Genomic DNA, 18,796 nt, shown 5'->3' on the forward strand with positions numbered 1-18,796 from the left:
TGACGGGCTACGACCTGGTGGGCTTCGGATCAGGTGTCTTCGCGCAGCAGATGCACCCGGACTGCTGGCTTTCGTCCGCGCGCCACCTGCGTCTTCGCGGCGAGCCTTCGCCTTCGCCTTCGCCACGAGCAGCCTCCCGGAGCCGGCGTTCGCGCCGTACAACCGTCCGCTGGTGCGGCTCCTCCACCACAAGGGATTCGAGGTCGAGGGCATTTTCACCAGCCGCGCGGTTCGACACGTGGTCGGTCGCTCAGGCTGATCGGCGACATCAACAAGCAGCGCCCGAACGAGGACGACTTGATCGCCACCCGCGAGTTCGCGGAACGACTCGCGGCTGGCTTCGCATGCACGGCCTGACCGCCGGGGAGTGCGCCCGCCCGGGCCGTTTCGTCCCTCAGGACGAGTGACCGAGTGCGTCCGCCAGGAGCAGGGCCAGGTCGACCTCGTCGGCCCAGCGATCCACCACCCGTGCCCGAGCTGTCCACGGCATGAGCCGGCATGATCGCCGGGTGAGAGATGTTCGCTTGCCCGTATTTCGCGCATCGGTGCAGCTGCGCTGCCAGAGGGATTGCTGATGGCTTCGTGGTTTCGTCGGCGGTCCGAGCCGGACGAAGAACTCGCCGAACTGACGGTTGCCGCGGAGCTCGGTGACGATGTGGCGATGGGAAACCTGGCGGTGCGCCTGCAGGTGAAGGGTGATCGGGACGGCGCGCTGCACTGGTGGGGTCGGGCATGGGCTGCCGGGAACGTGGTTGCCGGCTTCAACCTGGGCATGCTGCACGCGGTGGCCGGCGATGCGAACCGCGCGCAGGTGATCTGGGAGAAGACCGCAGCGCTCGGCGATCCAGACGCCATGCTGGGCCTCGTCAAGCAGGCACTTGAGCATGGTGATGCGGCTGGTGTCGAGCGCTGGGCTCCGGTGATCGTGGCACAGGACGAGGCGTTCCCGATCACCGCGCTGGGCCTGGCCTTCTGGGACTGTGGTGACCTGGCGCGCGCCATGCACGTGCTCCTGCGCGCCGAGGAGCTGGGTGACGGGTACGCGATGGAATACCGGGCGCAGATCCTGGATGTCTGGGGCCGGCACGAGGAAGCCGATGCGCTGCGAGCTCGGGCTGCGAGGGCCGAGCGGATGCTCTGAGGTGCAGAGCGCGGCGAGCGGGCTCGGGCATCCACTCGATCGAACGGTCCAATGGACGCTCAGCTCGCCCGGTCAGGCGCTCAGTCACACTGCTGTGACTGGGGGCTGCACTTGGCCCCTGAGCGTTCCAGTTGGCCGGTGTTCGCGTCGTGGGTGGCCTGTCGGCAAGCGGCGGCCCCCGGCGCCGCCGTTGTCATAGGCTCCGCGTACGGTCTGCGCATGCTTGATCACAGACCCCCTTTGTCATCGGTATCCGACTTCACGACCTGGGAGCCCGTTCTGCGGCTCATGTTGGCCGCCGACACAGATCGGCGTGCCGCCCGGCCGGCGCGTGTCGCAGGGCGCATCAGCCGGTACGGCACGAGCCTTGCGTACCGGGGGTCCATGTCGTCGACAGCGCGGGCCGCGGTGGAGGACATTCAGCGGGCGCTCGCGCGCGGCGGAGTCCAGGAGATCGCGTTCAGGGCGGAGACCCAGCCGGACGGTCGGACCACGCTCGGCCTGGTCTGGCCGAGCCCGGTCGTGGAACCGGCTCTCGGCTACCCGGATCTGGGAGTGCTCGTTCTGGTCGAGGGCTCCCCCGCAGAGCCCTGGCTCCGCCGTCCCGATCCGGTGCCTGGAGCGGTGGCGGCGCCATCGGCGGATCCGGAATTGCTGGAGCGGACGCTGCGCGATCTTCTGCCCGGCGCCATCGGAGCGACGGAGGAGGAGATCGCCGCCGCCGAAGCGCGCCTTGGCGTCACGCTGTCCGATGAGCTCAAGGTGCTGTACCGGGTGACACGGGTGTACGGCGGCGACGACGAGTTCGATCTCGCGGAGGCGGACCGGGCCGGCGATGCGGTCGGCTGCGAGCTCTCCGGCCTGGAGCACCTGAACAGCGTCGACGCGGCAGTGCGCAACCCCGGCTGGCATTACGGCGCGACGCGTGCGGTCAGCAGGGCACCCGACGCCGCCGTGCAGGGTCTGGCCGGCTCTCCTGGCTGGATCGGCTTCGGGAGCAACGGCGGCGACGAATTCGCCGTCGACCTGACCCCCGGCCCCGCCGGCTACTTCGGGCAGATCATCCTGGTCAGCCACGAGCAGAGCCTCGGTGCCGACCTCGTGGCCGATTCCCTCACCGATTTCGTCCTGGGCCGGACGCGGGAAGAACCCCGTGACCGCCGCGGAGACAAGCCGCCCGCCGCGGCCAAGGTCGGCACCGGTTGCCTGGGGACAATCCAGGCCGCCGCCCATCCCGCCCTGGAAGTCCTGTCCATCGGAGCCTGGGACGGCACACCCTTCAGCCTCGCGCCTGTCGCCGGACTACCCCGCCTGCGCACACTGACCGCCATGCCCGGCACACTGGCCGACCCCCTGGAGATCGCTGAACTCACCGCACTGGAGTTCCTGGAAATCGGCGCCCAGGAATGGCGCGTCCTCCTGGACGCCGGAGCCGTACCGCGCACCCTGAAGGCGGCAGCCATCCAGGTGCGGGATCAGGATCACCTGCCCGTCGTCGCCCTCGCGAACGAGATCCTGGCCCTCTGGGACCGGCCCGAGATCGTACAAACGCTCCTCGCGGGAGACCTCGGCCCTCCGGCCTAGCCGACGGGGCCGCACAAGCGGTGCAGTGCGCGCCCCACGGGAGCTGAGCGCGGCAGACGGCCCGTCCGGCCAACTACGCGCTCAGAACAACCCGAAGCCTTCACCCTCGTAAGCGGACACCTGGACCGGAGTCGATCCGGATCTGCGCCTGCCCACTCTTTGCCGACCTGTGGGAGTACGAGGCGAAGCCCGCCGGCCTGCTGGAGGCGGGGGCCTTCCTGACGGCAGTGCTCACCGGAACGGCGAGAACGGACTGCTTCGGCCACCTCTACGAAGTGCTGAAGCCGACGGAGCACCGCTTCGAAACGGCCGAACTGGCCCTCAGGACGTCCGGGCAGTGACGCACCCGACCGCTCTCGGCGACCCAGCTAGCCACTCACCCGCTTACTGACTGAGCGCCGTACTTGGTTCCGACCGTGCTTCCGTGATGACTACGGCTGAAGGGGGACGGAGGAAGGTGGGGTCGAAGTACCTCGCCCTGGCTCGGTCGTCGAGCCGGAGTCCATACCCCGGCACGCCGTTCACGGACCTGACGGAACCGCCGTCGCCACCGGCAGTGGCCGGCTACGCGTACTGGGGCCGGAAGCCGCTCAGCTCATCGGCAACGGCACTGAGCCAGCTGCCTGCCGAGTGGTCTCCCGGCGGTTCGAGCTCCATTCCCAGTTCCGACACGGCGACCGCGTGGTCGGCCTCGTCCAGTCCGAGTGCGAGCAGCTCGCGGATCTCCCCGACGACGCGGGCCACGAGAGTGCGGTCCGTCGAGTCGGCGTAGTCGCGGACGGCCGCCTCGTGGTCGGTGAACTCGTCCGGCATGTCCTGCGAGAACCAGCCGCCGAGGAACTGTCCGAGTTCGGGGAAACGCGCATGCCATTCCCAACGGGTCTCGGGCAGCTCCGATGGGCGAGGAACCTCGCCGCTCTCGATGCTCTGCTTGATGTGGTCGGCGAGCTGGACGAGCCATGCCTGGATCTCGGAGTCGGACAGACCGATGTCCGGGACCGGGTAGAACTCGCCGAGCCGCTGACGCATCCGACCGGGCGGATTGTTGGCGCAGGCGCGCAGTTGCTGCTCCGCGACGGACAGGGCCCAGGGGCGGGTGTGCCAGGTGTGCCGCAGGTAGGCCCGGAGGGCGAGGCCGGGCCGGTCGGGTCCGTCGTCGGCGGGCTGGCCGAGGTAGGCGCTGATCACGTGGTCCAGCTCGCCGTAGCGGCGGTCGAAGTCGATGGGCTTCATGGACATCGGGTGTGGCCTCTACAGGTAGATCGGGACGGTGGTGTGTACGACGAAGCCGTGGGGCGCGCCGGGCTCGCGCCGGAGCACCACCCGCGCGGCCCGTACGTCCACGGGCCCGCGCCCGGCGAAGACCATGGCCTGGAGCAGGACACGGCCGACCGGATCGGGACGGGAGGGCCAGGCCGCTTCGAGGGTGATCCGGGGGCGGGTGCTCTGGGCGAGCCGGCGGTGGATGGCTTGCTCGTTACGGGTGATGACCTCCTGGGTGGCCCATTGGGTGGTTTCCCGGTCGGGGTAGGTGGCGGTTCGCGTCAGCATGGATTCCCAGTTCGGTGGATCTGATCAGGTGGGGTCGAAGTACCAGATCATCGCGACTTCGGCGTCGTTGACAGCAATCAGACCGGCATCCCAGCCGTAGCGGCTGAACGGATCCGTCAGACGGATGGGCTGCTCGTAGAAGTCCGGGCTCTCGGTTTTCCACCCCACATTGGAGTAGAAACGCGTGCCGTGGCGGAAGCGCGAGAGGATCAGACGCGCTCGGCGTTCCATTTCGGGCCGGTCACGGCCGAAATCCGCAGCCTTGGCCACCTCCAGGCCGGGGATACCGAGCACGACGACCAGCGACTGGACCGCGCTCCGGGGTAGTTCGGTCACTCGCTGCCGGAAGCGGATCACGTCTTCGGGTGTGGTCGGGGCCTCGGCGAAGGGGAACAGCGGATCGTGCCGTCGTTCGTCCTCGTCCTCGTCCGGATCCAGCGATCGCCACCCGCGTGGGTCGGAGGTCTGACCGCTCATGATCGCGGCGGCGTCGAGCCACCACTCCTCGTGCTCGCGGCGGGCGACGGACAGGGAGGTATAGCTGTACCGGTAGAGCTCGAGCGCGTCCGCCCACGTCTCGGCCGTGAGTTCGGTCATCATTCACTCCACTACTCAGGTGACGATGTGTGGACGACGAAAGGCGGATTCAGGTTCGGGTCGTACTGGAGGCGCGTTCTCACACCCTTGGCATCCTCAACGGGCATCGGCACGTTGTTCACACCCCGAGAGGTCCGTCCGGTCACTGCGTCTCCGGTGAGCGGGCCTTCCAACGGTATCGACGGCACGACGACGGACAGTGAACGTTTGACCGGGGGAGGATTCTTCAGCCATTCCTGGATTTCCGCGGTGTTGTGGCGAATGTTGTATTGAGTGTATTTCTGGGCGGACTCGAAGTCGGCGAAGCTCGACGACGACATGAGCTCGAGCTTCCCGGACGGCTTGGACTGGTCCCGGTGCCGCTGAAGCAGCTGCTCATCGGTCTTGCCGACGTGTTTCTCCAGGGTGTGCCCGCCCCCGAGGTCCTCGTTCGTCGCCAGGTCGAACGAGTACATGAACGGGATGGGGCTCTCGCCGCCGCGCTGCCAGCTGTGTTCCTGCTTGAACTCGTTGAGCGACCGCGCACCGAACCCCTGGGCGCGCGCGATCTCGGACCGGTACGTCGCGGCGCTGAGGATCGCCTCTTCCAACTCCGGTACGAGCTTGATCAGCTTGTCCGCTGCTGCGTCGAACTCGCTGTGGTAGTGGTCGACAGCTGCGTCCACGGTCGCTTGGTCCATGTGAGACCGGAACGAGAGCATGACTTCGCCGACGATGGCGCCGACCGCGAGCTTGGTGACGTCCCGCAGGTCCAGGCCGCCCGTGAAGTCCTTGGCCGTGGCCCTGGCGGCCTCTTTGCCGCAGCGTTCGGTCGTCGCCCTGGTGGTGTCCATGACCTGGGCCAGGTGGTCGAGGGTCTCCTGGATCGTGTCCGCCGTCTTCTTCAGCACGTCGACGACGGGACGCCGGCCCGAGGGCGGCAGATCGCGATTGGTCCGCCAACTACGGCCGATCTCCGCCCTGTTGCGGTTCTCGTCGAGGGCCCTGCCCCACTCGGTCGAGCCCCAGACACTCTGTCCGAACGCGCGCATCGCGCGCTGCCATTCACTGTTGCCGCGCGTGTCGGTGATGGTCGAGATGGCATCGGTGAACTCGTCGGAGCCCTTCGTGGTTTCGCCCGCGATGAGGCGCCAGGCCTGTGCCATGTTCCGGCCGTCCTCCTGCTTGAAGCCAGGAGTGATCTCGTGTGCCTTCCCGAGGCGCAGAAGATGCTGGAACGAGGGCCCGACGATGAGGGCGAGCCAGTCGGGGAACTCGCCGAGGATCCCGGAGATCCACCAGGAGTCGGCGTCCTCTCCGGTGCCCGACCACTTGATGCTGTTGACGGGGCCGTACCGGGGCGGCTTGTCGATGACGGCGGGCTCCGGGGCGTTCCTCGGCTGCGTACCCTTGCGACCGCTCGCCTCCCAGTCGGCCAGCACATAGTGGTTGGCGGTGACGGTCAGGCCCACGGCGGCGCCGCCGACGCTGACCACGCTCCTGCCCCGGGCTTCCAGGAACTTCTCCGTCACGATCATGTAGGCAACCGCGAAGTTGTGGGCACCCCAGCCTCTGCCGGCGGACTGGCTGTACTTGTTCAGCGCGTCGACGAGCGCGGATGCCCGGCCGGCGTGGGCGAACTGCGCATCCTTCACCAGCCCCGAGGCGTGGTAGACGTGCACCGGCTGGACGTCGAAGCCGCCGTTCTGGTTCGGAGCGGGCGGAGCGGTTCCTGCCATCAGGCCGCCCCCCATCCGTGCAACACGGCCTTGTGGGCGTTCGCGTAGCTGTGGTGCCCGTTGACGACGATGTCGTGGAGCCAGGCCTGGGTCGCGACCAGGGCCTGCGCCGACCGGTCCCATCGGTCGAGTTGGTCGATGAACGACTGCCTGGCTTCGCCGTCCCAGGTCAACACGACCTTCTCCGCCCGTTCGTAGAGCGCGTCCAGCTGCTTGTTGAGTGTCTTGAGGATGGCCTCGAGGTCGCCCGCAAGCTTCTGTTGCGTCGCGAAGTCGACTGCTATCCCATCGTCACCGGACGGCACGGTTCCCCCTCATGTTCTTGATGCTTGGTCGAGCCGGTGGTGTCACCTGCTCACAGGTCGGCTACGCGACTCCGTGGCGCGGCGACCGGTGCGACGTTCGGCGTGGAGAGGACGTCCGCCTCCGCCGACACGTCAGCCCCCGCCTGTACCCGTCTGAACTGCTGCAGGACTTCGAGCTCCTGCGCCGTGAACCCGCCCTCGCTGAGGCGCATCGCCTCGGCGATCAGCTTCATGGTCCCCCTGATCCTTACGGCGTCCTCCGGTGCCGCGCGATGCCGGGCGCGGTACGCCTCCGCCGCCGGCCCCCGCCAGCGCTCCTCGATGGCGTCCACGATCTCGTCCATGCGCAACAGTTGTTTCGTCAGAACTTCCTGCATCGAGTCGAGGTCGCGGGCGAGGCTCTTGAGCCGCTCGGCCTCCACCGAGAGATCTGCGTCTCCCACGGTGCCTCCCTCCCATGAGCTCCGGTTCGACAGATGATCAACATATTTGACCCCAACAAAGACGTTCGATCGGATTTGATTCGAACAGGGTGCGTCGATCGGCAGCCAGTGATCGCGGCAGGGACGACGGCAGCGTGTCAGCGGCTGTCGATGAGCTGTTCGGGTCCTGTCGATGCGGCGCGTCGTAGTGACGTCGTCGTCGGGCAGGAACACCGAAGAGCCGGACGCGGCGAACCGGATCGGCGCGCGGGGTGCCTTGTTCAGGTAAGGCTCGTCGCTGAACCTGTCTTGCGGCCCGAGCCTGAGAGACGTAGTGGGCTGCGCGCCTCGACCTGACGGTGGCGGGGTGGACAGGTAAGGCAGTACGGGACCTCGGTGGGAGCGCCGCCGCGAGGAGAGCTGACGCCCTGGGCGCGGGACCTCAGGGTTTGTGGCTGACAGATCATCCGGGACGTGCTTATGATGCCGGTGATGAACACCTTCCCTTCCTTCGGATTGGGGGAATCGTCCGCGCAAGGTGAGTGCTGATGGCAACTCACTTCGCGGAACCGATTCCCGCCCGCCTTCTGATGTGGCAGCGCGTACGCGATTACGCCGTGCCACCGTGCATGATTGAGAACGCGGCCACGCGCCGTGCGGCTGGTGACTGGGCGGGGGCCTGCGCCGCCGCCCGGATCGATGTCGATCTCGATCTGCGCGCCGTGCGCGAACGCCACGGCACCGACCTCACCACCCGCCTCCGGGCCGATCTGCGTCGACTGGCGCCGGATCTGCTGCGCTGGAACATGCCCCGGATCGCCCCCGACGGGCGGCTCCGTCCCGGCCTCACCCTTTCGCTTGCCCGCTACGGCGTCCCCGGCACCGCGGCACCACAGCTCGTCGTGCGGACACCGCCTGCCTGGGCGGACACAGGCCAGCGGATGTCCCTGGCGCTCTGGGAAGAATCCCGCGACGGCGCACCCGAGCACCATCCACACCCCCACCCCGACCGGCGTTTCCGTCTCGACCTGCACCGCCACCTCTGGGACGCCACGCGCAGCGCCGAACTGGCACAGAGGTGCGGCGCGGACGCGCTGTACCGGCCCGCCGACGACGATCCCTCGTGGCCACCGGACCACTGGGCCGACGAGGCGGAACTGCTCCTGCAGGCCGATGGCCGTCCTCGCGGGGCCCTCACCGTGCGGCTCGGTACGCGCAGCCACTTCGTGCTCGAACTCGTCGCCCCCGACGACAGCCATGCCCCAATACTTCGGCCGGTACGGGAGGTTCTGCCGCCGCAGCAGATCGCGGCGCTCCCGGTGCTTCCGGAGGCCGCTGTTCGGACGCCTCCGGACGTGGAGTTGCTGCGTGCCGGCCTGGTCCGTGCCGAACGGCTGCACCCGCTGGTCGCGGCAGCGCTGGCCGCCCCCGAAGTCGCGGGTCCCGCCTCCGGTCCGGTGGCGGTGCCCGGCCCCGGAGAGCCGGCGGACGACTCGGCTCCCGGGCCCACGGATCATCACCGGGTCGAGTGCATGGGGATGGTCCACCGGATTGCGTTGCGGAACGGGACGCTGATGGCGGTCGACCACGATCCGGCCCAACTGGCCCGTGAGGAACTCCTCATGGCGCTCGGAGGGCCTGGACTGCCCTGTCTGAGAGCGATCGACACGGTGCACCGCAGCCCTGAGGCGCTGCCCGCCGTCCGTGAGCGGCTCGGCCACGGCGACGTGACCGGGGCTCTGGCCGTGGTCGAAGGGCTCCTCGGCCCCGGCGCCGTCCTGCGCGAAGGACCCCTGCGGGAAGCTCTGGAAGCGGCGGTGTCCGGCCGCCTCGTGCACGGGCTCTTCCGCTCGGGTCTGGTATCGGTACACCCCGCCGCGGCTGCGACCAGGGGCACGGGCTACCGGCCACGGCTCGACCATCGTCTGCCGTGGGAGTTGCGCCGCAAGCGGGGCAGCCGTGCCCGGCCCCGGACCGGCCTGCAGAGCTGAACAGCGCCGCCGTCGGCTCCACGGCCTCGTCCGACGCTCCCCGTCCCTGACTCGCACCGGCAACCGACCGGACCGGGCCCGACCCCGGCCACCGAACGCGACCCCGGCACGTACTGCGCGTACCGCCCGTACGACGTCCACGCCTCCGTACGCCTCCGTACGCCTCCGTACGCCGCTGAACCACGACATCCAGGGCGGCTCGCCGTCCCCGAAGACACCCAGGTGATGCCCATGACCTCCAGCACCATCGTCTCCATGCCCGTGCCCATGCCGCTCCCGGCAGGCAGCACGCAGTTCTCCCTCGCCGAAGACCTCCTGACCCTCCTGCGGACGACCACGACCGAGTCGCGCCCCGACGAACAGTTGGAGGCGCTCGCCCTGGCCGTCGCGGCAGACTTGCCCGTACTGCTCTGGGGCGAGCCCGGCATCGGCAAGACGGCCGCACTGACCCAGCTCGCCGCCTCCCTCGATCTGCCGCTGACGACCGTGATCGCCAGCGTCCACGAGCCGACCGACTTCTCCGGACTGCCCATCGTGGGCGATGACCCGGCAGCGAACGGCGTGCCCATGGCACCGCCGCAGTGGGCCGTGGAGCTGGTGCGCGCCGGGCGGGGGCTGCTCTTTCTCGACGAGCTGTCCACCGCCACGCCTGCCGTCCAGGCTGCACTGCTACGGGTCGTCCTGGAGCGGAAGGTGGGCGCGCTGCAACTGCCGCCCGGAGTACGCATCGTGGCTGCCGCCAACCCGCGTGCGTCGGCCGCGGACGGCTGGGAGCTGAGTCCGCCGTTGGCGAACCGGTTCGTGCACCTGTACTGGGTGCACGACCGCGACGTGGTGGTGCGCGGTCTCGGCGGGGTCTGGCCGCGCGCGGAACTGCCCCGGCTCGACCCGGCCGGACTGCCGGAGGCGGTGGCGTTCGCCCGCCGCGCGGTGTGCGGGTTCCTGAACGCCCGGCCGACACTGATCCACCGGCTGCCGACCACCGAGACCCGGCGCGGTGGTGCCTGGCCCTCGCCTCGCAGCTGGGAGGCCGCAATGACGTTGCTCGCCTTCGGCACGGCGGCTTCCGCCTCCCGGGACGTGCTGGCACTGCTGGTCCGAGGTGCGGTCGGGGATGGGCCCGGCCTCGAACTGCTCGCCCACATCGACCGCATGGAGCTGCCCGACCCGGAGCGGCTCCTCGCCGACCCGGACGCCGCCGACCTGCCCGAGCGCGGCGACCTGCGCCAGGCCACCCTGGAAGCGGTGGTCGCCGCCGTCGGGGCGCGCCCGGAGCGGGAACGCTGGGAGGCGGGCTGGGCAGTGCTCGTCAGGGCGCTGGAGACCGGCGCACCTGATCTGCTGGTCGCCCCGGCGAAGGCACTGGCCGCGCTGCGGCGCGACGGATGGGAGGTCCCGGAGACGGTGGAGCGCCTCGCGGCGGTGGTCGGCCTCGCCCGGCGGGCGGAGGACTCGGTGGCCCGTACCGCGGCTGCCGCCGGCGCCAAGAGCGCAGCGGGTGGGCGCCGATGACCGGGGCCGTGAAGCAGCCGCGGCCGCGCCCCCTGCCGCGCCCGATGGCCCCGCCCCCGCCGCCGCGGCCGCTGCAACCCGCAGTTCCCGGACCACCGCCCGGCCCCGTGGTCGCGCTGGACATGGACAAGTTGCTGGCTGCCCGGCTGCACGCGGTCGCCGTCCGTCCCTACCTCGCCGGCGCGCTCTTCGCGCTCCATGTGGTGGAGGACCGGTCGGTGCCGACCATGGCGGTGGACGCGTACTGGCGCTGCTACGTCTCCCCGTCCTTCGTGGAGCGCACGCCACTGGAGGAGCTGGCGGGCGTCTGGGTGCATGAGGTCTCCCACCTGCTGCGGGACCATCACGAACGCAGCGCGCGGTACGCCCGGGAGCATGGAGAACAAGGGCCGGGGCAGCGGCTGCGGCAGAACGTCGCGGCCGACTTCGAGATCAACGACGACATCTACGGCGACGGCCTGACGAGGCCGGCCGGGGCGGTGCTTCCGGCGATGCTGAGCCTGCCCGACGGGCTGCTCATGGAGGAGTACCTGCGGCGGTTCTCGATGGCGGGCCGCACGCCTCGGCTGGCCTGGCTGGACTGCGGCAGCGGCGCCGACGGACACGCGCGGCCCTGGGAGCTGGGGCCCGAAGGAGCGCACGCTCTGAGCCGGCAACAGCGCGACGCGGTGCGCTTCCGGGTGGCTGAGGCGATCACCGGTCGGCCGGGGGATGCTCCGGAGGGATGGCGGCGTTGGGCGGACGAGGCGTTCCACCCTCCGCAACCGTGGCGGCAGTTGCTCGGCGCGGCGGTCCGCGCGGCCGCGGGCGCCCCCGGGGCGGGCGAGAACCACAGCTACCGGCGCCCCTCCCGCCGCTCCGCCGGCGTCCCAGGCGTCATCCTGCCGAGCCTGCGCCGGATGCCGCCCCGGGTCTGCGTCGTGATCGACACCTCCGGATCCGTGAGCGACGCCGAGCTGGGCGGAGCGCTGCTGGAGGTGGCGGCGATCTCACGGGCGGTGGGCGGGCGACGCGACCTGGTTTCGGTGATCTCCTGCGACGCGGCAGCGGGTGTCGCCGTACCGCTGTGCCGGGCCGAGAACCTCGAACTGATCGGCGGCGGCGGTACGGACCTGCGGTCCGGCTTCGCCCGTGCGCTCCGCTCCCGCCCCCGCCCGGACGTGATCGTCGCCCTGACGGACGGACAGACGCCTTGGCCCTCCGCGCAGCCGCCCTGCCGCACGGTCGTCGGCCTCTTTCCTCGTGGTCGCCGCGCCGTGAACGAGGACGATCCGGACTACGTCCCTGACGTTCCGCCCACGTGGGCCCGCGTCGTCACCATCGGCTGAGTGAGGCGACCCGAACGCCCGTCTGCCCGCCAGCTGTCGCAGCAGGCTCGGCTCGAGGAGCCCATACTGCCCGCGCGCCGCGCACAGCTCCCCCTCCCCCTTGACACCGTCTCTGGACGCCGCAGCCCTGCCGGGAACCTGCCCGTTCCAGCAGCTCGGGCAGCCTCTGAGCCGAAGACGTCGTCGAAGGGGTGGGCGCGGTGTGTGCTGACGAGGTGGTAGGCGCCGCTTGAGTGGTGGCGCAGGGCGTGCGTGGTCGGTGTAGCTGTCCGAGCCGGACGATGTTCAGGACCGTCGGGCCGTTCCACCGGCCGAAGCCCGACGGGTCTGCCGCGGCGGCGTCCAGGACGTCCCGCACGGTGTCTTCGGCGTGCTCGGGCAGGGTGTCGAGGACCTTCGAGGCCGGTGCGGAAAGGCGGACCGCGTATGGCTGTGCGGTCATCACCGTCTTCTCCATAGCTCCGTCATGTCGATGGTCCCGCTGTCGTCGTAGCCGGAAGCGGCGAACGCGTCGACTGCCGAGGCGTGGGCGAGGCGGCTCTGCCGGTCCTGGACGACCTCGGACGGCCCGGCGAGGGAGGCGTAGGGGGTGCCAGGCGTGTGGTCGAGCTGGGCTCTCATGGACCGTTCCTCCCGGTGGCGGGTCGTACCGGAACGGTACGCGCGCCGGGAGAGCGCGGAAGCCGGCATCGTCAGATGCCTCCCTACCGGGTCAGGGAGGCTGCGAGTCGGCCAGGGAAGCGGTGAGCCATAGGGAAGGCCTCCTCTCCTAGGGGGCGGCGGAACCGGCCCCTGGCCTGACGAATTTCCGAAGGAAGCGTGTCCAGCGTGACGCGCCCGGGTCGTCCTCGGGTGGGGGTGGCCGCATGGACTGGACTACCGTGTGCGGGCACCAGGTGAGGTCACGGCGGTGGGAGCACACCGATCGGCCGATGAGAGAGGGCGATCGAATCCCACATCCCGTACTGCATCGCGGGATTCGGATTCCCGCCCTGGTATGCGGGCGCGGGCTCCCCGTCAGGTTCCGGGGCAGGCACCGCGACCGGTTCCCATCTCTTCGGCTGCTGCTGTCCGGCCGACCCGTCCTCTGCAGATACGCGCCCGCTCATCGCTGCCCTCCCCTTGGCACACCTCGAACGGACATCATCCCAGGGGGCCACCACCGTGCCCGGGTCCGTAGGGCTCGGTCGGTCGACTCAGTCCCGCGGCAACACGCCTCGGCGATCGCCGAAGGGCAAGAGCCGCCAGCGGGGAGCTGGTGACGGACCTCGCGTCCGGTGTCCGGCCTACGGGGCCGGGGTGAACTCCACTTCGGTGTCGCCGCAGCCGGTCGCGATGTCGAGCAGTCGGTCCTGCTCCAGCTCATCCACCCGCGAGGCCCCGACGGAGCTCGGTAGCGGTCCACTCGGCCCCGCACCCGCACCCGCACTGTGCGTCCGCGGACCGCGGCAGCCACTCGGATGAGGCCTGATCGGCCTTCTGCCTGTTCGAGCGGGCGGTGACCGCGACCAGGGATGACGGCTGACCGAGGTCGTTCGCCTGGGCCTCGCGCCTCTGGGCGGTCCATGAACCGGCCCCGACTGGCGGGGAGCGTCATTCCAAGCACGCGATATTCGGAGGGCTTCGGCGTCAGCGAGCCGTAGGGTTGGCGCCGCCAAGACAGCCTGGTGGCAAGGGAGAAGCGTGCGGGACGAGGAACATGTGGGGTGGGAACGGGACTTCCCGGTCCGGTATCTCCTGGTGCGGGAGGACATCGAAGGTGAGGAGGAAGGCGAGTTGTGGGGGCGGTGCGCGGAGGTCGAGGGCCTGTTCATGGACGCGCCTCCGTTGCCGCGAGAGGTCCTGACGCTGCGGGGCTGCCCGCGTGAGAGCCTCCTGGTCCATGCCGTGGCGGACAGCGCCGAACCGGTGCGGCTGCTGGGTGACGGGATGCTCTCGATCGAGCCTGTGGATCCCTCGAACGACGGGCCGGCCCGCTTCTGGGACCTGGAGGACACGGCTGTCCTGGCCCAGTGGCCCACGCCGGGCGATCCCGGGCGCGTGGACATCGTCGTGGGCACCGGCGTCAGGGAGGACTACTACTGGGGCTGCAAGCGGCTGCCTTCGAGTCCGCGGTTCGACCTGTGGTTCTCCTCGATCCGGGGGGACAGCCCAGGGGGCAGTTGCCGTTCCATCGACGGCCTCTTCACCCCGCGCCCGCGGCGACCCACCCAGCCCGTGCACCTGATCGGCTGCGAACGAGAAGGGCGTCACCGTCGTACTCCAGTGAGGGAGGCGGCGGCGAGCGCGAGGCTCTGCTGCGCAGGTCGGTGAGGAACGTGGCGGCTAGGTTGATCCGGGTGCAGGCCCAGCGGATGCGCCTGAATCCGGCTCGGCGGCTCGCGGCCCGCCGGGCCGGGGCAGCAGCGGCCGGCGGACGTAGGGGCGAAGAAGAAGGGCGTGCTCGGGATGGCGCTTCACCACCCGGTCGAGGTGGCGCTCGATCCGGGCCGATAGCTCGTCGCGTTCGGGCAGGGCCTCGTAGCGACCAGGACGCCGCGCGGGTAGTCGACGGTTTGCGCGTCACCGCGGTCCCCGGCGCGGGCCAGGTCGTCCAGGTCGTCGTGGGGCAGCGGCCAGCCGGCGGCGGGGCCGGCCAGGAGCCGGGAGGAGTGCGAGTCGCGGAGGCATGGTCGGGGATGCTCGTGAAGGTGCCATGCTCCGCGCGTTCGATCTGGTGCTCGGCCATCCGGGCCGACCAGCTTCGTGGTCTTGTCCGTGACGCCGAATCCCACCAGCCCCACTCCTCGACGCCCGCGTGCGGCCGTTCGTCAGCTGGCGGGCGGGGTGGTAAGGCGGCGCGGTCACATCCTTTGCCGCTGACGCGCAACCGATCCGCCGTCCTTCCCGTCCCATCATGCAGGAGCGACCAACTCCGATGACGACCAGGGGGAAACATGAAATTCACCCGTTCCGTCCTTACCACCACCGCATTCGCCGCCCTGGCCCTGGGGGCCACGACCGCGCTGGCGGCGCCCGCCACCGCCGCACCCAACACCACGCCGCAGAAGGTCTGCGGAAGCGCCTACAAGACCGTGAACTCGGCCCCCGTCGGCTCGCTGGGCACCGTCTACCTGACGTACAACGCCTCGAACGGCAAGAATTGCGTCGCGACCATCCGCAACAACCCGGGTGCTGCCGTGGACATGGCCCTCTGGATCGAAGTTCCCGAAACCTGGGAGCGGGGCGAGGACTACGGCCGGTACACGTCGTACGCGGGCCCGGCCTACGTGTACGGCAAGGGCCACTGCGTCGACTGGGGCGGGGGCATCAGCAACGTGCACGTGCAGGTGTACAACTCCAACTGTGGCGCGCTCAAGGAACACCGGGTCACCGAGGTCCGCTGACCCGAGCTCCTCCTGACCGCGACGTGCTGTGCCGTCGTGGTCCGGCTCGCCCCGGCAGACTCGCCGAGTTCTGCCGGGGCGAGGGCGCGTCCGGCCTCCTCCTTCGGGTGCGCGGCCGTCCGGTCGGCGCGCCGCCGGCAACCGGGGCACCCGCAGCGGATGCGGTTCTGGTTCGGCCGACAGCACTCCCCCGGGCCGACATCCATCTGCTCGGCGGCGAACCGGACCACCACCTCCGGGGCCACGGGCAGGACCTCGGTGGGTAAGACCTGCCCGACACGCCCCGCGCCGGGCGCGGCCTCTTTCCCGCCCGGGACCGCTGCAGGCGGTCGGGCGCGCCAGTTGTGCTCCTCGGCGAGCGTGCGGCGCAGGATGAACTGCGTGGACAGGCGCTCCGACAGGTCCTTCGGATCGTGCCGTACGGGCCTCAGGAACAGAACCCGATGATCCCGTACCCCGACCCGCGCGGCACCCGGCGCAGCCAGCCGATCACCTGGGCGACCGCCGCGGCCACTTCCCGGTCCGGGGCGGGGGCGAGCCCGAGGCGTTCACCCTCCTCGAACTGGTCCAGCGCCCGCTCGCAGTCCTCGGGGGACCACTCACCGCAGCTCGGGATGTCCGTGTACGGCAGGCCGGCGGGCAGGCCGCCGTACTGGAAGTCCGCCACGGAGACGGCGGTGACGTTCACGGCACGCAGCCCCTCGTCCACCGTCGACAGCCAGTCGCCCCGGTAGGGCGAGAAGCAGTCGTTGTCGAGGAAGGGTCCGCCCATCGCGCAGATCCGCCGGTAGGCGTAGCCGTACTGGAAGGCGTGGCCCGCCTCCGCGCTGAAGGGCCCTCCGTTCACCACCGCCTCCAGCGCCTCGGAGGCAGTAGGGGCACCGGCGGCTATCTGATCCCCGAACCAGGTGTCGTCCTCGACCAGTTCGGCGGCGTACTCGGAGCGCACAGCCTTGAGGAACCCCTTGTCCCCCGACGCCACCCACCCCCGTGTGCGCTCGGTTTCCAGCAGATACAGACTCAGCGCGGTGCTCATGGCCCGATCCTAGGCTCCGCCACCGACAGCGACCGACGCGAGTCCGAAGGGTCACCGACGGGGCGCCCGCCAGGCCCCCTTCCGTCCGCCGTTGATCGTCGGCTGCCGCAAACGCCCTGTCGGCTGCCTCGTTCACGCCGCCCGGTCGCATGCACCTGGCTTGCGTAGGGCAGGCTCGGGCCGGCCGTGCGCCCCGCCCTGGTCGACGACCGTACGGGGCACCGATTGCCGGGGTTACGTAGGTGGTGTCATTCGGGGCGGCCGAAGCGGTGGGCCGCCCAGAGGAGGGCTGCGGTGCCGGTTGCCAGGAGGACGCCGGCTTCCAGGAGGAGCGGGGGGCTCCAGCCGAACCATTCGATGCCGGTCGGCGCCGCCCCTTCGGGCAGCCGCAGCGCGATGGTGCGGCGGAGCAGGTCCACTCCGTAGGCGAGCGGGTTGGCGGCGGCCAGTGCGTTGGCCCAGCCCGGGAGGTTCTGGAGCGGGAAGAAGCCTCCCGAGAGGAACAGCAGCGGCATCATCACCACGCCCAGCATCATGTGGAACACCTCGGGCCGCTGGAGGGTCACGGCCAGGGCGAGGGAGAGGGCGGTGAGGGTGAAGGAGGCCAGGATCATGCCGGCGAGGAGCAGCGACAGGAGGAGCGGATCGTAGGGCAGGCCGACGGCGCCGGCGAGAGCGAGCAGGACGGCGCCCTGGGTCGCGGCCACGGCGGTGCCGCCGGCGCAGCTGCCGAGGAGCAGGGTGGAGCGTCGTACGGGGGCCATCAGCAGTTCGCGCAGGTAGCCGCTCTGCCGGTCGGTGATCAGGCGGACGCCGACCACGATGGCCGGGCCCTGGACCGTCATCATCAGCATGCCGGGGAAGAGGTAGGTCTGGTAGCCGACCCCGAGCGAGGAGTCGGGGATCAGGGCGGCCAGGCCGCCGCCGAGGATGAAGAGGTAGAGCAACGGCTGGATCAGCATCAGGGCGGTGTGTGTGCGCTGCGCGGACAGGCGCAGCAGATCGCGGTAGACCAGGGCGTGGATCGCGCGCAGTTCGCGGCGCAGGCCTCCTCGTGTCGGCTGATGGGTGCCGTCGGGAGTGTCCGAGGAGTCCGTGGCGTGGAGGGCGGGTGTGGTGGTCACGGGCTCTCCTCGGGTCGGGGGGTGGTTGCGGGCGCGAGGGGCCGGGTCGTGTGCATGCTGCGGCCGGTGTGGTGGAAGAAGACGTCGTCGAGGGTCGGAGGGGTCGCGGAAGCCGCGTGTACGGGGATGCCGCGGGAGCCGAGGGCCTCGCACAGGCGGGGGATCCAGGAACTGCCGTCGGGTACGCGCAGGGTGATCCCCTCGGTGTCCAGGTCGATGGGTGTGCCCGGGGGTGCGGTCCGGCGTACGACCTGGTGGGCCGCCTGGTCGTCGCCGGTGCGGAGCACCACACGGTCGTCGCCGATCTCGGCCTTCAGGGAGCCGGGCGTGCCTTGTGCCACCAGACGGCCGCTGTCGATGACGGCGAGGCGATCGCAGTTCTCCGCCTCCTCCAGGTAGTGGGTGGTGACGAAGAGCGTGGTGCCCTGGCGCTCGCGCAGTGCGCGCAGGTACTCCCAGACCTGGGCGCGGGCGTGGGGGTCGAGCCCGGTGGTCGGTTCGTCGAGGAACAGGATCCGCGGTGCGTGCAGCAGGCCGCGGGCCAGTTCGAGGCGGCGTCGCATGCCGCCGGACAGGGTGCGTACGGGGGAGCGTCGCCGGTCGGTCAGTCCGACCGCCTCCAGCGTCTCCGTGGCGCGTCGGCGGGCGTCGCCGCGGCTGAGCCCGTACAGGCGTGCGTGGATGTGCAGGTTCTGTTCGGCCGTCAGGTCCGGGTCCAGCGCGCTGTGCTGGAAGAGCATGCCGACCTGGCGTCGGATCAGGTCCGGTCGGTCGAGGACGTCGACGCCGGCCACGGTCGCCCGTCCGGAGGTGGGGCGGGCGAGGGCGCACAGCAGGGCGATGGTGGTGGACTTGCCCGCGCCGTTGGGGCCGAGGAAGGCGAAGGTCTCGCCTTGGAACACGTCCAGGTCCAGGCCTCGAAGGGCGTGCGTCGTGGTGTTGTCGGGGCCCGGATAGCTCTTCACCAGACCGCGTGTGCTGATGGCGTACACCGGATCCGGAGCGGTCTCGGTCGAGTTCGGTTCCATGGCTGTGGCGCCGGCCGTCAGGAGCGTCGCCCGCGTGGGGGCTCCGTCACCGGAATGTGTCTGCATGGTGAGG

17 protein-coding genes are annotated in these 18,796 nt (G+C 70.4%); 7 read left to right on the top strand and 10 right to left on the bottom strand.

Annotation, left to right across the window (positions count from 1 at the left end; all coding sequences use genetic code 11):
* Window positions 1-574: 574 nt before the first annotated feature.
* Both OG624_RS00680 and OG624_RS00685 read left to right on the top strand, forming a co-directional pair.
* Window positions 575-1,141 (top strand): sel1 repeat family protein, encoded by a 567-nt coding sequence (locus tag OG624_RS00680; RefSeq protein WP_033225628.1) that lies wholly within the window; start codon window positions 575-577, stop codon window positions 1,139-1,141.
* Between the two features lie 219 nt (window positions 1,142-1,360).
* A complete protein-coding gene (locus OG624_RS00685; RefSeq protein WP_033225626.1) occupies window positions 1,361-2,725 on the top strand; it encodes an SMI1/KNR4 family protein in 1,365 nt (454 codons plus the stop codon).
* Between the two features lie 564 nt (window positions 2,726-3,289).
* Here OG624_RS00685 and OG624_RS00690 read toward each other — a convergent pair.
* From OG624_RS00690 to OG624_RS00715, 6 genes are read right to left on the bottom strand one after another with little or no spacing between them, the layout of a single operon-like run.
* Window positions 3,290-3,964 (bottom strand): contact-dependent growth inhibition system immunity protein, encoded by a 675-nt coding sequence (locus OG624_RS00690; protein WP_033225624.1) that lies wholly within the window; start codon window positions 3,962-3,964, stop codon window positions 3,290-3,292.
* A gap of 12 nt (window positions 3,965-3,976) precedes the next feature.
* Window positions 3,977-4,276, bottom strand: a complete 300-nt coding sequence (locus OG624_RS00695) for an RNase A-like domain-containing protein (RefSeq protein WP_371638854.1) — start codon at window positions 4,274-4,276, stop codon at window positions 3,977-3,979.
* Window positions 4,277-4,300: 24 nt separating this feature from the next.
* On the bottom strand, window positions 4,301-4,873 hold the full coding sequence (locus OG624_RS00700) for a hypothetical protein (RefSeq protein ID WP_033225622.1): 573 nt from the start codon (window positions 4,871-4,873) through the stop codon (window positions 4,301-4,303).
* A gap of 11 nt (window positions 4,874-4,884) precedes the next feature.
* Window positions 4,885-6,591 (bottom strand): RNase A-like domain-containing protein, encoded by a 1,707-nt coding sequence (locus OG624_RS00705; RefSeq protein ID WP_371638855.1) that lies wholly within the window; start codon window positions 6,589-6,591, stop codon window positions 4,885-4,887.
* Window positions 6,591-6,896 (bottom strand): WXG100 family type VII secretion target, encoded by a 306-nt coding sequence (locus tag OG624_RS00710; protein WP_033225618.1) that lies wholly within the window; start codon window positions 6,894-6,896, stop codon window positions 6,591-6,593. Before OG624_RS00710 ends, OG624_RS00705 begins: the two co-directional genes overlap by 1 nt.
* A gap of 50 nt (window positions 6,897-6,946) precedes the next feature.
* Entirely contained in the window at window positions 6,947-7,339 is a 393-nt protein-coding gene (locus tag OG624_RS00715) for a WXG100 family type VII secretion target (protein WP_033225614.1), read from the bottom strand.
* Window positions 7,340-7,866: 527 nt separating this feature from the next.
* Between OG624_RS00715 and OG624_RS00720 the strand changes: the two genes are divergently transcribed.
* The 3 genes from OG624_RS00720 to OG624_RS00730 all read left to right on the top strand — a co-directional run bounded on the left by OG624_RS00720 (window position 7,867) and on the right by OG624_RS00730 (window position 12,149).
* Window positions 7,867-9,309 (top strand): hypothetical protein, encoded by a 1,443-nt coding sequence (locus OG624_RS00720; protein ID WP_033225612.1) that lies wholly within the window; start codon window positions 7,867-7,869, stop codon window positions 9,307-9,309.
* A gap of 231 nt (window positions 9,310-9,540) precedes the next feature.
* Window positions 9,541-10,821 (top strand): AAA family ATPase, encoded by a 1,281-nt coding sequence (locus OG624_RS00725; RefSeq protein ID WP_033225610.1) that lies wholly within the window; start codon window positions 9,541-9,543, stop codon window positions 10,819-10,821.
* A gap of 122 nt (window positions 10,822-10,943) precedes the next feature.
* The gene (locus tag OG624_RS00730; protein WP_033225676.1) at window positions 10,944-12,149 is read left to right on the top strand and encodes a DUF2201 family putative metallopeptidase; all 1,206 of its coding nucleotides are present in this window, start codon (window positions 10,944-10,946) and stop codon (window positions 12,147-12,149) included.
* 441 nt (window positions 12,150-12,590) lie between these two features.
* Here OG624_RS00730 and OG624_RS00735 read toward each other — a convergent pair whose 3' ends face one another.
* Window positions 12,591-12,770: a hypothetical protein gene (locus OG624_RS00735; protein ID WP_371638856.1), complete on the bottom strand. Its 180-nt coding sequence runs from the start codon at window positions 12,768-12,770 to the stop codon at window positions 12,591-12,593.
* Window positions 12,771-13,832: 1,062 nt separating this feature from the next.
* Between OG624_RS00735 and OG624_RS00740 the strand changes: the two genes are divergently transcribed.
* On the top strand, window positions 13,833-14,462 hold the full coding sequence (locus tag OG624_RS00740) for a hypothetical protein (RefSeq protein ID WP_371638857.1): 630 nt from the start codon (window positions 13,833-13,835) through the stop codon (window positions 14,460-14,462).
* Window positions 14,463-15,085: 623 nt separating this feature from the next.
* Window positions 15,086-15,535, top strand: a complete 450-nt coding sequence (locus tag OG624_RS00745; protein ID WP_033225609.1) for a hypothetical protein — start codon at window positions 15,086-15,088, stop codon at window positions 15,533-15,535.
* Window positions 15,536-15,962: 427 nt separating this feature from the next.
* Here the strand turns inward: OG624_RS00745 and OG624_RS00750 are convergent, their stop codons facing one another.
* The 3 genes from OG624_RS00750 to OG624_RS00760 all read right to left on the bottom strand — a co-directional run bounded on the left by OG624_RS00750 (window position 15,963) and on the right by OG624_RS00760 (window position 18,789).
* Window positions 15,963-16,571, bottom strand: coding sequence for a DUF7691 family protein (locus tag OG624_RS00750; protein WP_033225607.1), 609 nt, complete (start codon window positions 16,569-16,571; stop codon window positions 15,963-15,965).
* 248 nt (window positions 16,572-16,819) lie between these two features.
* A complete protein-coding gene (locus OG624_RS00755; RefSeq protein ID WP_371638858.1) occupies window positions 16,820-17,695 on the bottom strand; it encodes an ABC transporter permease in 876 nt (291 codons plus the stop codon).
* Window positions 17,692-18,789 (bottom strand): ATP-binding cassette domain-containing protein, encoded by a 1,098-nt coding sequence (locus OG624_RS00760; RefSeq protein WP_371638859.1) that lies wholly within the window; start codon window positions 18,787-18,789, stop codon window positions 17,692-17,694. The genes OG624_RS00755 and OG624_RS00760 overlap by 4 nt, the downstream gene beginning before the upstream one ends.
* Between the last annotated feature and the right edge of the window lie 7 nt (window positions 18,790-18,796).

This window comes from Streptomyces virginiae, from assembly GCF_041432505.1.
GTDB classification, from domain to species: domain Bacteria; phylum Actinomycetota; class Actinomycetes; order Streptomycetales; family Streptomycetaceae; genus Streptomyces; species Streptomyces virginiae_A.

Coding starts and splice junctions, on each gene's coding strand:
- OG624_RS00680 (WP_033225628.1), top strand. CDS start 575: ATGGCTTCGTGGTTTCGTCGGCGGTCCGAGCCGGACGAAGAACTCGCC.
- OG624_RS00685 (WP_033225626.1), top strand. CDS start 1,361: ATGCTTGATCACAGACCCCCTTTGTCATCGGTATCCGACTTCACGACC.
- OG624_RS00690 (WP_033225624.1), bottom strand. CDS start 3,964: ATGTCCATGAAGCCCATCGACTTCGACCGCCGCTACGGCGAGCTGGAC.
- OG624_RS00695 (WP_371638854.1), bottom strand. CDS start 4,276: ATGCTGACGCGAACCGCCACCTACCCCGACCGGGAAACCACCCAATGG.
- OG624_RS00700 (WP_033225622.1), bottom strand. CDS start 4,873: ATGACCGAACTCACGGCCGAGACGTGGGCGGACGCGCTCGAGCTCTAC.
- OG624_RS00705 (WP_371638855.1), bottom strand. CDS start 6,591: ATGGCAGGAACCGCTCCGCCCGCTCCGAACCAGAACGGCGGCTTCGAC.
- OG624_RS00720 (WP_033225612.1), top strand. CDS start 7,867: ATGGCAACTCACTTCGCGGAACCGATTCCCGCCCGCCTTCTGATGTGG.
- OG624_RS00725 (WP_033225610.1), top strand. CDS start 9,541: ATGACCTCCAGCACCATCGTCTCCATGCCCGTGCCCATGCCGCTCCCG.
- OG624_RS00730 (WP_033225676.1), top strand. CDS start 10,944: ATGGACAAGTTGCTGGCTGCCCGGCTGCACGCGGTCGCCGTCCGTCCC.
- OG624_RS00735 (WP_371638856.1), bottom strand. CDS start 12,770: ATGAGAGCCCAGCTCGACCACACGCCTGGCACCCCCTACGCCTCCCTC.
- OG624_RS00745 (WP_033225609.1), top strand. CDS start 15,086: ATGAAATTCACCCGTTCCGTCCTTACCACCACCGCATTCGCCGCCCTG.
- OG624_RS00750 (WP_033225607.1), bottom strand. CDS start 16,571: ATGAGCACCGCGCTGAGTCTGTATCTGCTGGAAACCGAGCGCACACGG.
- OG624_RS00760 (WP_371638859.1), bottom strand. CDS start 18,789: ATGCAGACACATTCCGGTGACGGAGCCCCCACGCGGGCGACGCTCCTG.